Below are 13173 nucleotides of genomic sequence, written 5' to 3'. Positions count from 1 at the left end.
CTCATGCCCTCCTCTTCAGGCGCACCGGCACATAGGCGTGTGCGCCCCAGAAGCGGCGGTTGCCCTGACGCAACGCCATGCGAGCGCGCCGCGCATGCTGCGCAAGCCGTTGATCGTCGTGGCGCGTCGTCATCCGCATCGCGACGAACACCGGAATCATCAAAAGGAGGATCCCGACACCCAGCGCAGGGCTGGCCAGCAATGCCCAGATCGCGGGAATCAGCATGCTGCCGCCGATCATCAGCAAGGGCACCAGCGGCACACCCCAGAGCATCGCGGGCCGCGTGCAGCCTTTGAAGACAGGATCCTTGAGCGAATGCATGGTTCGGCGCCCCGGATCAGCTCGAAGGAATCAGCATGCCAGCGATAACGGTCGCGCAACCGACGAACAAGCCGCCGATAAACACGTTCGCGATATCACCGAACCGGGCATGCTGGAACATCATCCGAAAACCCGCCCAAATGATGGAAATTGAACAAATCACGCCCCCGACGCTCAACAACGTCGCCTGGATCGTATCGAGCAGCGTATTGACCTGCGATAGCTGCGCGCGCGCCGGTGCAGTGAACATCAAGGACGAAGCGCCAAGAATGATTTCCAGCGCCGTCTTTCGATCGGATAGAAATCGCATCATCCGCTTGACGCGCATCGACGATTTATATCGCATTCCTAAATGCATGATCGACTCCTTTCCGATATATCTATATCTTATTCGTCAATGTGGACTTAGAACACCACTGCACTACCGTCCGGTTTGAAACGCTGCTCGGTAACAGGTGAAGCCGTGTTCATCCCATCGCGATCGCTGCGCGATAGCTGCCGAACCGCAGGTTCAGAGCGGGCGGCACGAACCGGCACTGCAGAACCAATCGGTACCACCGCAATGGGCGCAATGGCCGGAACGTGCGAATCTGAGGAAGCTTGTGCCGCTGCGCTCTCCACGACTCGCTGGACGTAGCCCGTTCGGTAGCCGGTCGAGAAATTGCCGCTCGCATAGCAAGACAGACTCGCGCGTAGTGCGGCCTGTACATCCGCCTGATAATCGGTCCTCGCTTGGGACTTTTGGATCGTCACCGCCGCTGTATAACAGCGATGGAGAATGGCAGCACCGACAGCTAGGTTGCGACAAGGCTCAAGCGCGTTCTCGGCGGACAGGCCATAGGCCAGCCAGTTCGCTCGATTCACCTGCGCGAGCCCGACACTGAAATTCCAGCCGCCGGCCTCCAGCGCGCGTACCGTCGCGACCGCTTCGGCCATATTCGACGGCTGTCGACGCAGCCGCCCGCGAACGATGCCGATCGCGTAGGGATTGAATCCTGATTCGGTACGCACGATCGCCGCCATCGTGGCCGGGGCGATCTGCGGCGCGCAGTCATGCACGAGCGACAAGAAATCGAGCGGCATTAGCGATTCCCCTCTCCTAGGCGAACGATCTGCTGCAGGGGGTACCCTACCGACGTCGCGGGATATTGGGCGGACCGTGCATTGCTGTGCGCTGCTCGGTTCAGCGTGCCAACCGTAGCGAGATCACAGGTTGGAAAGGGATCGCCGTCTCGCAGCGCGGCCCATAGCCTTTCGATGGGCGACACGCATTCGGCATACTGCTCCGGGCCACCGAGGTTAGACAGACACAACATCACCTGACAGCCCCAATCGTCCGCTCGTGCAACATCGGGCCACGCCATCGACGTTCCAAACACGACCGCAAGCGACACCACACCGCGCCACACGTTTTGCCGCACATCAGGAGTAGACGCTGAATTATGCATGGCATGCCTCGACCGTTTCAGAAGGCAAAGCCACCTCTTTTGCAGAGTCGAGTCGCCGCGCGAGCACGTCGAAACACGCGCTCATGGCCTGCCATTCGCGATTGGCCGCCCGATCGGCTGGCGTGAGATCCATGACCGAGGTCCCAATCGCCTGCGCCTGCGAGATGGCGTCAATCCGGGGAAGCAATAAATAGCCGCTTGGGCTTTGATCATGCGGAACCAGCCAGGTGGCCATGCACACCTCGAACGGCTTGAATCGGGCTTGCTGCCGCGGAGTCATCTCGACGCAGTTGGGGACGATACCGATAAAGCACAGCGACGGATTGAGCCGAGCTCGGACATTGCGCACCCCATTGCCGCCATTGACGAAATCGGCGACCTGCTCAAGCATGTCCGGCGACAACAGAACGGGGCTGATCAGCGCGTCGGCGAGCGCCGCCGCACAAATCGCACGCGAGTCAGGCCACGGCGGGCTATCGATCAAACAAACGTCAAACAAGGGAGCGACCTGGGTCAACAGGTGTCGCACGTTGGCGTAGCAACGCACGCCAGCCGGATCGGATCGATATGCACTGCCGGCAGTGGTGTTCGCCGCAAGCACGCAAATGCATGGTCCAGTCACATCAGGTCGCTGGTCGCACCGAATATCGAGCGTCGTGTGCGTCACCGAGCGTGCACGGATACCACGTGTAAGCGAAATGGCACTACACGCCGGCTCGGCCAGATCAAGCACCAACACCCGATATCCACGTACGCGACGAAGATAATGGGCGAACTGACACACCAATGTCGTTCTGCCTGTTCCACCACGGGCCGAAGCCATCAGCAGCGATTTCATGGTCGTCATTCCTCGGCTGGGGCTCCGAGCAGTGACGTCTTTTCATGGAAGTGAGACAGTCTCGGTGCGAGGGAAAGGCGCGACGAGTTCAACGTGCATTCTCGAGAGCACGTCACAAAACAGAAAAGCCTGCGATTGCAGGCTTTCTCACGCGCGTTAAGGCCCACTACGCCATCACACAGACGTCAATGCTGCGGGGCCGCTAACGCGTACTCGGTCGTGCTACGCACGTTGACCGGATCAGATTGTTGGCTTCACTGTAGGTCAGCCGCCACGCCGATTCAAGAGCCGACATGCGTCGACGAAATGAGACGAGCGCCTTATCGCGCCGTGAAGCTCCTCGTTAATCCTATATTTATTTTGTGCTCGGAGTGAACGGGATACTTCCACAACACACCAACGCCAAGCAACTGCGATTGCCGCCGCGCGAGCAGCGCATTATGGACGTCGTCCAACATTCATCCCGCGAATGTCACTGCTGGTTCTCGCCTTCTACAAGCGCGCGGACAAGGGCGGATCGTGCCGCATGGAGTTCCAGATCGAAATGTTGACGTGGATGGCGAGCAATCTTCAGCCGTCGACACACGACTTCTCGACTCGCATGCCAGAGATAGACCATGCGCAGAAGCTCCCGATTTCGGGGCGGTAGTGTTCGCCATGCTCGGGTCACATATTCGGCATCCACGGGATCGTGGGCACCACGATTCGACTGCCCCCAGTTGCGAAGACGCTCCTCGAGCGAGGACAGCGACTTATCGTTTTTCACCGCGACCACCCTGCTCTTCTCGCGCGCGCGCCAGCGACGCTCGATATCGCGCGGGATCTGCCAAGAACTGTTCGATATCGGCCGCCCGCCACCCTACCATTCGGCCACCAAGCGCAATGGCGGGGGGAAACGTCCCCTCTTGCATGCGCTTGTAGATCGTCGACCTCGATAGACCGGTGCACTGCTCGACCTGTCGTCGGCGCAAGATTGTCCGCGCTCCGTCATCATTCCAAGACATGATTCGCCCTCCGCACCCGGCACGAACGTGGCCGGAACTGAAAGGCATTCAAGCAGCGAACACGACGAACAGCCAAACCCGTCTGATCGACGGGACATTCCGTCAGTTCAAAACGGCACCTCCTCGGAAGTCACATATGGCGTGGCCGCGGCCCGGCTGCACGAGGCGCGGTAGCAGGCCATCTCGCGTTGATGCAACGTTCCCGCAGCAGCTGACGTCGCACCTTCCCCGACAAACCCGGACGATGGTCGCACGGTGCTTTTATGGGAGCCTTGCCGGTTTCACGACACCACGCTCAGCCTCTCAATGGGTGACGCGTGCCGTCCGGTCATCAATTGTTGGAGGTTTTCCCAGGCTGCGCAGTACCGGTGCATCGGCACGACCGCCAACTGATCGTCATGAACGACCAGTATCTGCTCGATCATGCACGGCTCGCAATTGAGCAACAGCCCCGCCGCGCCCTGCTCCGCGCGTGCAACGCACGCGTCCAGCGCAGCTTCGGCTTGCCGATACATACTCAAATCCGCACCTGCGCCGGTCTCGTTGCGCATATAAGACGTGAGGCAGACCACTCGTAGCAGAGCACTGATTTGCTCTTCTCGCCCATGACCAGCCCGCACAGTGCCCAGCGCCATATAATGTTCAACGGACAGCGCACGGACCTTCGCGCTCGGCAATGTCAAGAACTCGCCTTTCGTAAGCGGCTTGCGACCCGAGCGTCGGACTTTGGGCGAAACTATGAGACATGAAGTCGTGATGATGTTGGGACATAATACCGCGCGCCGCATATCCAGCCGAATGCATCCTGGTCTCGAGCCCAAGCAAGCGCGGCACTGAAGGCCGGACACCCGATCCGGCCGTGTTCTAGCCTACCGAGGTCTGGCTGCTCAGAATCTGACCCGCATCCCGGCACCCACGCTATTGCCCGTCGACACACCTGTGATCGTGTCATAACGCCAAGCTGCATACACATCGGTTCGCTTCGACAACGGGTAGTCGTAACCCAATGCGACCGTCGACCAACGGATATGATCGCCCACCGACGGTCGCCGCCGCGTTCCCGCCCACGACATCAGTACGTTTCCTAACCCTATCCGAACGCTTGCTCCGAGTTGCACCGTGTCGTCCGTGACATGATTGTTGTTGTCCACGCGTTCGTATTGTGCGAACAGCTTCGCCCCACGCAACCGATACGCGCCACCTGCCATCCAGGCGGTCTGTACGGTTGCGCCGTTAAGAAACAGCGATGCCGTGTGCAGACTCTGCACCGCGGCCGTTGCGGAAAACGGGCCGGCGAAGTACAACACGTTCGCGCTATAGTTAGCTTGCCCGGCATGGCCGGCAACGCCTGCGTTGCTGTAAAGAACGCTTCCCGACAGACCGGCCACCTCGGGCGTCTGATAAAGGAGCGAATTGTCGATCGCCGTATCGCTCTGGAGTGACGCAGCCCCCATTGCCGAGCCAAGGAAACTGTGCACGACGATCGGCGAGAAGACGAACGAATTGCCGAACGGATTGAACAGCAGCGTCGACACGAACAGCGGCGCCGTATTGCGCCCCAGCGTCAACTCCCCGAAATGGCCGCTCAGGCCAACGAAGGCGTTTCGCCCGAAAAATGACTGTCCAGGAAACGAGCCGACCTGGCCGCCGTTGATGCGATAAAAACTCTCCAGCGTGAAGACAGCTTTCATACCCCCGCCCAGCTCCTCTGTACCGGACATCCCCCAGTACGAAGTCGTCATCCCGCCAGAACCGACTTGCCACGCATTGCCGGCAGCACCGGCGGGATGCACTTCGCCAACGAACGCGTCCGCTAGCCCATACAACGAGACCGATGACTGCGCATGCGCGATCCCGGTACAGGTGCACACGCCCAACACGACAGCCAACTTACCCACGCTTCCCCGAAATCTTCTTGTCTGCATGACGTCTCCTTCCTCTTTGTGATTGTTTGTTCGTGTCGCGCCGTCTTGGCATCGGCACGGTTCAGTCCGGTCGCACACGCGCGAGCGGTCTACCGCTATCGGCCAGCGCGACCGCCACCACGATCTCGTTCGGCGCCGGCGCATCGGCGAGCGTCAGCGAGACCGTGTCGAAGTGGTCGAAGCTCCACATGTCGGTGCTGCCGTGCAATGGAATGTCCATGCACGTCCCCGGCGCGCCGCGCTTGGTCACTGACGGGATCAGCGACGTGGCGCCGGGCAAGCTCGCGCGCATGGCCTTGCCCATGCGGGGATGCAAGATCGCCGCCGCGCATTCGAGCGGTACCTCGCTGCCCACGAGCGCGGCCTTGCCGTAGGCCTGAATTGCCGACGGCGGAAGATCCAGCGCCCATCGCGCACGGCCTGTGAGCAACGTGCCAAGCTCAGCGCCCAGTTCATAGAGCGGCTCAAGCGCCGCAAGCGACTCATCCGCTCGCCAGCCCTCTAGTCGCAGCACCGCCGCCACGATGACTTGTCGATGAGGCGGGTCAACCGGTACATCTAGTTCTGCCAGTCGCTCGACCAGTTGAACCAGGATCTTCGCGATAGGCGGACTCATCTGCACACCTCCGAGTCCTCAGTCCGATCCCGGAGCGCCTCAGGTGGAGCCGGAAACGGACCACGTGCGCACTCGTACGCCCGTGCCGCGCGCAGCACCAGCGCATCGCTGCCTGACGGGCCGATGATCTGTAGGCCCGTCGGCAACCCACCCGGCAATCCACAGGGCACACTCGCCGCCGGCAAGCCAGTCTGGTTGCACCACGACGTCAACGGCGGCGCCATGCGCGAGTGCTCGGGCCGCCCCTGCGCGAGCGGCGGCGCACAATGGAATGTCGGTGTGAGCAGTAGGTCGTAGTCTTCAAAGAACGCGGCCATCGCCACCGTAAGCGTGTGGCGCGCCTGAAGCGCGTCGACGAAGGTCGAAGTGGGGACGCTATCGCCCGCCTCGGCCAGCGCACACACATCCGGATCGAGCTGGCGCCGCGCGGAAGGAGAAAGCTGCCGTGCTCGTTGCGCAAAGAAGACGGCCCACTGGATGGCGTGCATGCCGCTCTCCAGATAGCCGTCGAGCGGCTTCACGGCGGTTTCCTCGACCTGTGCCCCAAGCGCCTCGAACAGGCTCACCGCCTGACGGACGCTCAAGGTGATGTCGGGCTCGACCTGTACCCCCGCAGGTGCCGGGCAATAGGCAATGCGCAACCCGGCGATGCCATCATCCAGACCGATACGCAGATCGGGACAAACAAAGGCCAGACTTCGCGCATCGCTCTGGCGAGCCATCACGGTAAGCATCAGCGCCGCGTCGCTAACGCAGCGAGCGATCGGACCAAGCGTCGACAGGTGGGTCCAACTCACCGCCGCGCCGGCAGGCACTCGGTTGAACGACGGTTTCATTCCGACCACCCCGCTCCAGCAAGCTGGAACGCGGATCGAACCGCCGCCGTCGGTGGCCAGTGACAACGGTCCCATGCCGAGCGCAACCGCTACGGCTGATCCACCGCTGCTCCCGCCGGACGTCAGACGCCGATCCCATGGGTTACGGGTAATGCCGGTGAGCAGGCTGTCCGTGACGATCTTGTTGCCAAACTCCGAGGTCGTAGTCTTGCCGAACAGCAGCGCGCCGGCCTGTCGCAGTCGCGCGACCGCGGGTGCGTCATCGGCCTCCGGCGCGCTAGGTGACGTAAGCGATCCGTATCGTGTCGGCAGCCCACGCACGGCGACGAGGTCTTTGACCGAGACCGGCACCCCATCCGGTAATCCACATGGCTCCCCGCGCATCCAGCGCCGCTCGGACTCGCGAGCGGCGGCCAGCGCGCTGTCCTCGTCGAGACTGCACACGCCGTTGACAAGGGGATTGAAGAGCGCGACCCGGTCCAACACAGCGCAAATAACCTCCACCGGCGAGAACGAGCGGCGTCGGTAGCCAGCCATGAGCTGCTCGGCATTCACTCCCAATACATCATTCATATGCACACCTTAATAATTTAAAGAAATTTGGACGTGTTTGAAGACCTCAGGCCTATCCCTCGCACTGCGGCGCAATCGGTCCGACCGAGTCCAACACGGCGAAGCTGTTGTCCGACAGTGCGCGGCCGATACGGGTTTGACACAACACATGGTCGCCATCCGAGCTCACGCCCGCCTTGCCACGCGGTAGATTCAATGAAACACGCGGCAGCGCGGCTTTCACGCGGGCGACGTCGACGCTGCCGACCGCCCGGACAGCCGCTGCAAACAGGCGAAGCCCGGCATACGTGCACTCGCCGTGCGGGAGCACCACGGCCGTCTGCCCTAAGCGAGGGTCGTGCGAACCTGCTTCATGCGCCGTATAGCGGGCGAGAAAATCTCGGTTCTCCGGGTTGTCGACGCTCATGAAATACGAGGACACGCCGATGACCCCGGTCGACGCGCCGGTGGTCGCGATCGACAGCGACTCATGTGCGATGTCGGTCACGAGCTGCGGCTTCATGCCGAACGAGCGGTACTGCTTGACGAAGGTCACCGGATCGTCGCCGATGCTGTGCCAGACGATCTGAGGGTGCGCGCTGGCGATCTGCTGCAACACCGCCCCATAGTCGCGCGTGCCGAACGGCAGCCAATACACGTTGAGAAACTGTCCACCGTGGCGCTTCACCGCCGCCTGCAGTGCAGGCACCAGCACCTTGCGGTTGCTGCCGATGTCCGAGATCACCGCACACATGGTGCGCCCCCCCTTGCGCATCAGCCAATCGATCAGCGGGTCGACGCGCTGGTTGACAGTCAGACCCGTAGTGAACAGATTCGGATCGCAGCGCCCTTCGTCGAAGTTCGGGTAGATCACGAGCCGCCCAGCGGACTTGGCGGCCTGCAACGCGGCTTCGCGCTCGGACGGTAGCACCATGCCGGTCAGGACCGAGACTTCATCGCGCATCAGCAGTTGCCGGGCCTTCTGCAGCGTCACGGCGGTGGACATCTGGGTATCCTCGACGCTCAGTTGCAACGGGCGTCCCAGCAATCCGCCGGCGGCGTTGATTTCGTCGACGACCAACTGCGCGCAGTTGCGATTGGTCTCGCCCACGCGGGTGAGCGGACCACTCAGCGGTGCAAGCAAGCCAATCTTGAGCGGCGTGGTGGCCCGTACCAACGATGGCATAGCGGACGTGGTGAGTGCGCCGAGGGCACTGAATAAGGTGGTTCGGGTAAAGGCACGGCGGTTCATCATGTTCTTCATTGGGTGGAAGTCCGGTTGGAATGCGTTGAATGTGGTGACGAGACTGAAGACGTGGCAGACTCGGCGGCCGGCGACAGGTATTGCGCCAACGGATGAGCCCCCGCGGCACCGCTTCGCGGCTCGACGTGGCCGGTATGGGCAAGTCGCCCGTTCTTGAGCACGATGCAGCGCTGTGCGCTGCGCAGCACGAGATCGAGGTTCTGCTCGACCAGGAGCACGGCGAGCTGCGAGCGGCGGCACAGGGTGGGAATAACCTCGCCGATCAGTTCGACCATATTCGGCTGCACACCGTCGGACGGTTCGTCCAGCAACAGCAGCTTCGGCCGGCCGCACAGCGCACGGGCGATCGCCAACACCTGCTGTTCGCCACCCGAAAGCGTGCCGCCGTTCTGCGAGAGTCTGGACTTGAGAATAGGGAAATACTCGAACACCTCATCAAGGATCGCCCCCCCGCCCGCGGCCTGCGTGCCCATGATGAGGTTCTCGCGCACAGTCAGTTTCGGAAAAATCCAGCGCCCCTGCGGTACCAGTCCAATGCCGCGCCGGGCAATCGCATGGGTACGCAGGCCGGTGATGGACTGCCCCTGAAACACGACGTTGCCACTTACGCACGGCAGCAGTCCCATGATCGCCTTGACCAGCGTCGTCTTGCCCGCGCCATTGCAGCCAAGCACGCCGACCACATCGTTGGGTCCAACCTCGAGGTCGATCCGGTGCAGCACCGCGGAGTCGCCGTAGCCCGCAGATAGCTTTTCAATGTGCAACATGCCCCGCCCCCTGACCGAGATAGATGCGTCGGATTTCGTCATCACGTGCGATGTCGGCATAGCTGCCCTGGCGGACGATCTGCCCGCGATGCATGACCCATGTCTCACACCGCAGCGCCTCGACAAAGCTCAAATCGTGCTCGATCGCGAGCACCGCGCAGCGCTCGCGCAAACGGTGGATCAGGCGTACGAGCCGCTGCGCATCTGGAGCTGACAGGCCGGCGGCGGGTTCGTCGAGCAGCAGCAGTGCTGGTTGGCACATCATCGCCATACCGATCTCCAACCACTGGCGTTCCCCATGCGGCAGGATCATCGCCCGCAAGTTGGCCTGCTCCGACAGCCCTATCTCGTCCAGAACAGCGTCTGGGTCCGGCATCGGCGTGTTCCGGTACGCCGCAACGCCGAGGCCCGCGACGACGAGGTTCTCGCGCACGCTCATCGAGAGAAACGTGTTGGTACCCTGAAACTTGCGCACCACGCCCCGTCGGCAAAACTGGTGCATCGGCCGGCCCGTCACGCGCTCGCCAGCGAGATACAACTCTCCGGCGCCGGGGGGGATTGCTCCGGACAACAGCCCGACCAGCGTGCTCTTGCCCGCACCATTCGGGCCAATTACGCACAGAAGATCGCGTGGGCCAATCGTCACGTTGACGTTCTCGACGGCGTGAATGCCACCGAATGCCCGCTGCAGCCCCTCGCCCTTCATCAACGGAGCGCTCATCACCGCCCTCCTTCGACGCGTTCGGTGCCGCGCACGGCGGTTCTCCAAAGGCGGATCCGGCCGATTCGACGCACCCCGGTGATCAAACCGCTCGGCTGGACCCCGTTCGGCAGGAACAGCACGCAACCGAGGAACACCCCCCCGAGCAGCAGCGGCCATCCGTCGGTACTGACGCTCGACACGGCCTGTTTGAGCAGCGTGAGCGCGACCGCCGCGAGCACCGGACCGCCGAGCGTGCCGCGGCCACCAATCGCGACCCAGAGAATGACTTCGGTGGCCAGCACCGGTGAGAACACGTCCGGCGCCACGACACCCGAGCAGGCGGCCATCAGCACACCAGCGACCGCGGCAAGCCCCGCGGACGCGGTAAACACGAGCAGCAGATGCGCCGACGTGTGATAACCGCACGCTTTCGCGCGCCATTCGTTGGTCGCAATCGCCGACAGAACCTTGCCGTATCGGCTGCGGCACACGAGCCAGGTCGTCAGGAGCAACATGGCAAGCACGGCCGCTACCATGTACCAGGCCCCACTCGCTCCGCTCAAATCGACCGTGTGCCCGATCAGTGAAAAGGACAGTCCCGGTATGCCCAGAAGGCCCGTGTCGCCACCCGTGACCGATTGCCAACTCGTCGCCAGTTGCTGAACGACGATCAGCACGGCCATGCTGATAATGGCGAAGAAGTGCAGCCGGACCCCTGCGAACAGCAAGAAGTAACCCAGTACGACCGCCACCGCCATCGCACCGAACAGTCCAACGATGAATCCGATGACAGGCGTCTGCCCGAACTGCACGGTGGCGACCGCAAAGCCGTACGCGCCCAGTCCGAAAAACGTGGTGTGCCCAAGCGTGAGCACACCCGCTCTGCCCCACAGCAGGTCATAACTCAGTGCGAGCAATCCCATGATCAGCGCGTCGCGCACGGTCGAGAGCAGGTATGGTCCCAGGCAAAACGGCAGGATCAACGCAGCAGCAACGATAGCGACGCCGACTGCCATCGGGGAAATGTCTTCGATGTTCATTGCCGGCTGCCACAACCAGCGGCGCACGTGTGCAATAGGTGGTTGGAGCATGACTTAACCTTTACCGTGAAGCTGATGCGCGGCGCTAAAGCCGGGCAACAGACCTTGTGGGCGGAAACGAATCAGAACGATGGAAAGGACCAGCACAATCGCCGAGGCGAGCGACGGATCCACCCGATAGCTGAGCAGCGTCTCGGCAGTGCCGACAAATGCGCTACCGAACAGGCTCCCGGCGATCGAGCCAATCCCGCCCAGCACGATCACAAAAAACGCCTTGGCGAGATAGGCGACACCGAGATGCGACTCCACCGAGACCATCGGTGCCACGAGCACACCGGCGAGCGATGCGAGCGCAGCGCCGCCGCAGAAAGCGAGCCGGTTCAGGCGCCGCGTATCGATACCCACCGCCTCGGCCATCGCCGGATGCTGGATCACCGCGCGCAGCTGTGTGCCAAAGCGCGTGCGAGCAAACAACAGCCAGCATCCTCCCGTCACTGCGAGCGCTACGCCGATCACCACGAGCCGGTACGCTGGATAACTACCGCCCGGCACGGGAATCGCGCCGTCTACAGGCGCATACACCAGCATCGGATGTGTGCCGAAAACGAGTTCGAGGGCTTTCTGGACGATCAGGCTGACCGCGTAGGTCGCGAGCAGCGTATCAAGCGGCCGTTCATACAGGAGCCGGATCACAAGGCGCTCTAGGCACCAACCGAGCACCGCTCCCACTGCAGGCGCCGCGAACAATGCGAACCAGAACGCATGCGCCCCGCCCAATGATTGCGCTACGGCCAGCGTGTAGGCGCCGATCGTGACCCACTCGGCATGCGCGAGGTTCACGATGTCCATCAGCCCGAAGATGATCGCGAGGCCTAACGCGACTAGCGTCAGAATGCTGACGTAACTCACGATATTGAGGAATACCATCATTATTCGCAGTCCTGCCTTATTGAGAAGTTGAAAATACCCGCCTATTTTTCCGGCGAAGCTAGCCTTTCTTCGTCGATTTCAAACCCATCGCGTCGCGCCCAATGCCTACTGCTTCGTGCCTTTAAAGGCACGCCCTAAGACAACGATTGAAGTCTTCTCCGTCGCCTGAGCGCTCAAGCGACGCGCGCAGTGATAAGGGTCAGCGCGCGTGCGCTAACCTCTGTCGGGGTGCCGCCTACGGATCTGGCCCGAATGAGCATCCGTGATAATATGACGTATTACACATATTATAAGGTATAAAGTCCTTCTGCAAGTATTCGTGAAAAAGCACACTCGCGTCTCTACTTCGTGTGGGGATGTCGGTGGCAGCTGACGATTTTGAAGACGGGGAACTCGCCAGGACCGTCGGAAAAGCAATTGCAAACAGACGCAAGCGCATGGAGCTCACGCAAGAGCAGCTGTCTGAAGCAGCCGGAATTGCTCAGGCGTCGCTGTCCCATATCGAACGCGGACAGGTTCTACCGAGCCTTGATCGGCTCGCTCAACTCGCGGCGCTACTACACTGCCGACTCGCTGATCTGCTCGCCGAAGCAGGCACTACGCCTGGGGACCGGGCGACGCGCATTCACGAAAAACTGTCTGCACTCGCGCCGGCCCAGCAGGAAGCGCTTGAGCGCCTGCTGGACGAAGCGATCAAGTTGGCGACCAATTCACGCACTGAACCCCGCCGCAAAGCAAGATAATGTAAGCACGCGTCGGTTCGACGCCTTCCATCTTCCTCGGATAACGCTCGCGTGCGCGGCATAAAACAGTCGTGTGGCGCTGACCTTCACACGCCGCCTCTCCCGAGAAAAGAGATCGACTCCGCGGCATGCTTGGCAACGCCGCCACGCTTACGCACAAACCCGCTCCCGTCGGACTTGCCACT

The 13173-nt window shown here is 61.9% G+C and carries 16 protein-coding genes; 1 reads left to right on the top strand and 15 read right to left on the bottom strand.

The window, feature by feature from the left end; translation table 11 throughout:
* Position 1: 1 nt before the first annotated feature.
* The 15 genes from C3Y15_RS19335 to C3Y15_RS19260 all read right to left on the bottom strand — a co-directional run bounded on the left by C3Y15_RS19335 (position 2) and on the right by C3Y15_RS19260 (position 12245).
* On the bottom strand, positions 2 to 322 hold the full coding sequence (locus tag C3Y15_RS19335; protein WP_011879923.1) for a VirB3 family type IV secretion system protein: 321 nt from the start codon (positions 320 to 322) through the stop codon (positions 2 to 4).
* Positions 323 to 338: 16 nt separating this feature from the next.
* Positions 339 to 680, bottom strand: coding sequence for a TrbC/VirB2 family protein (locus tag C3Y15_RS19330; RefSeq protein ID WP_124259980.1), 342 nt, complete (start codon positions 678 to 680; stop codon positions 339 to 341).
* A gap of 47 nt (positions 681 to 727) precedes the next feature.
* Complete coding sequence (locus tag C3Y15_RS19325; RefSeq protein ID WP_124259981.1) at positions 728 to 1405, bottom strand: lytic transglycosylase domain-containing protein; 678 nt, start codon at positions 1403 to 1405, stop codon at positions 728 to 730.
* Between the two features lie 357 nt (positions 1406 to 1762).
* Complete coding sequence (locus tag C3Y15_RS19315; protein WP_063710898.1) at positions 1763 to 2608, bottom strand: ParA family protein; 846 nt, start codon at positions 2606 to 2608, stop codon at positions 1763 to 1765.
* 472 nt (positions 2609 to 3080) lie between these two features.
* Positions 3081 to 3374 carry a hypothetical protein gene (locus C3Y15_RS19310; RefSeq protein ID WP_124259982.1) on the bottom strand — a complete coding sequence of 98 codons (294 nt, stop codon included), beginning with the start codon at positions 3372 to 3374 and terminating at the stop codon, positions 3081 to 3083.
* Entirely contained in the window at positions 3361 to 3612 is a 252-nt protein-coding gene (locus tag C3Y15_RS19305; protein ID WP_011879917.1) for an AlpA family phage regulatory protein, read from the bottom strand. The genes C3Y15_RS19310 and C3Y15_RS19305 overlap by 14 nt, the downstream gene beginning before the upstream one ends.
* Before the next feature lie 281 nt (positions 3613 to 3893).
* On the bottom strand, positions 3894 to 4295 hold the full coding sequence (locus tag C3Y15_RS19300; protein ID WP_230944157.1) for a hypothetical protein: 402 nt from the start codon (positions 4293 to 4295) through the stop codon (positions 3894 to 3896).
* 204 nt (positions 4296 to 4499) lie between these two features.
* Positions 4500 to 5537, bottom strand: a complete 1038-nt coding sequence (locus C3Y15_RS19295; protein WP_011879915.1) for a porin — start codon at positions 5535 to 5537, stop codon at positions 4500 to 4502.
* Between the two features lie 61 nt (positions 5538 to 5598).
* Positions 5599 to 6153: an amino acid synthesis family protein gene (locus C3Y15_RS19290; RefSeq protein WP_011879914.1), complete on the bottom strand. Its 555-nt coding sequence runs from the start codon at positions 6151 to 6153 to the stop codon at positions 5599 to 5601.
* Complete coding sequence (locus tag C3Y15_RS19285; RefSeq protein WP_124259983.1) at positions 6150 to 7562, bottom strand: amidase family protein; 1413 nt, start codon at positions 7560 to 7562, stop codon at positions 6150 to 6152. Before C3Y15_RS19285 ends, C3Y15_RS19290 begins: the two co-directional genes overlap by 4 nt.
* 52 nt (positions 7563 to 7614) lie before the next feature.
* Positions 7615 to 8793, bottom strand: a complete 1179-nt coding sequence (locus C3Y15_RS19280) for an ABC transporter substrate-binding protein (RefSeq protein ID WP_124260000.1) — start codon at positions 8791 to 8793, stop codon at positions 7615 to 7617.
* An 8-nt stretch (positions 8794 to 8801) separates the two neighbouring features.
* The gene (locus C3Y15_RS19275) at positions 8802 to 9572 is read right to left on the bottom strand and encodes an ABC transporter ATP-binding protein (RefSeq protein WP_124259984.1); all 771 of its coding nucleotides are present in this window, start codon (positions 9570 to 9572) and stop codon (positions 8802 to 8804) included.
* Positions 9559 to 10293 carry an ATP-binding cassette domain-containing protein gene (locus C3Y15_RS19270; RefSeq protein ID WP_045579580.1) on the bottom strand — a complete coding sequence of 245 codons (735 nt, stop codon included), beginning with the start codon at positions 10291 to 10293 and terminating at the stop codon, positions 9559 to 9561. The genes C3Y15_RS19275 and C3Y15_RS19270 overlap by 14 nt, the downstream gene beginning before the upstream one ends.
* Positions 10293 to 11315, bottom strand: coding sequence for a branched-chain amino acid ABC transporter permease (locus C3Y15_RS19265; RefSeq protein ID WP_226098174.1), 1023 nt, complete (start codon positions 11313 to 11315; stop codon positions 10293 to 10295). The genes C3Y15_RS19270 and C3Y15_RS19265 overlap by 1 nt, the downstream gene beginning before the upstream one ends.
* Before the next feature lie 54 nt (positions 11316 to 11369).
* Positions 11370 to 12245 carry a branched-chain amino acid ABC transporter permease gene (locus C3Y15_RS19260; RefSeq protein WP_124259985.1) on the bottom strand — a complete coding sequence of 292 codons (876 nt, stop codon included), beginning with the start codon at positions 12243 to 12245 and terminating at the stop codon, positions 11370 to 11372.
* 362 nt (positions 12246 to 12607) lie between these two features.
* Here C3Y15_RS19260 and C3Y15_RS19255 point away from each other — a divergent pair, with 362 nt between their 5' ends.
* A complete protein-coding gene (locus C3Y15_RS19255; RefSeq protein WP_059862328.1) occupies positions 12608 to 12988 on the top strand; it encodes a helix-turn-helix domain-containing protein in 381 nt (126 codons plus the stop codon).
* Positions 12989 to 13173: the final 185 nt, after the last annotated feature.

Source organism: Burkholderia sp. B10 (assembly GCF_004368385.1).
Taxonomy (GTDB): Bacteria; Pseudomonadota; Gammaproteobacteria; order Burkholderiales; family Burkholderiaceae; genus Burkholderia; species Burkholderia vietnamiensis.
Note: the sequence above shows the minus strand (reverse complement) of the source record. Positions and strands in the feature narration are given on the sequence as shown.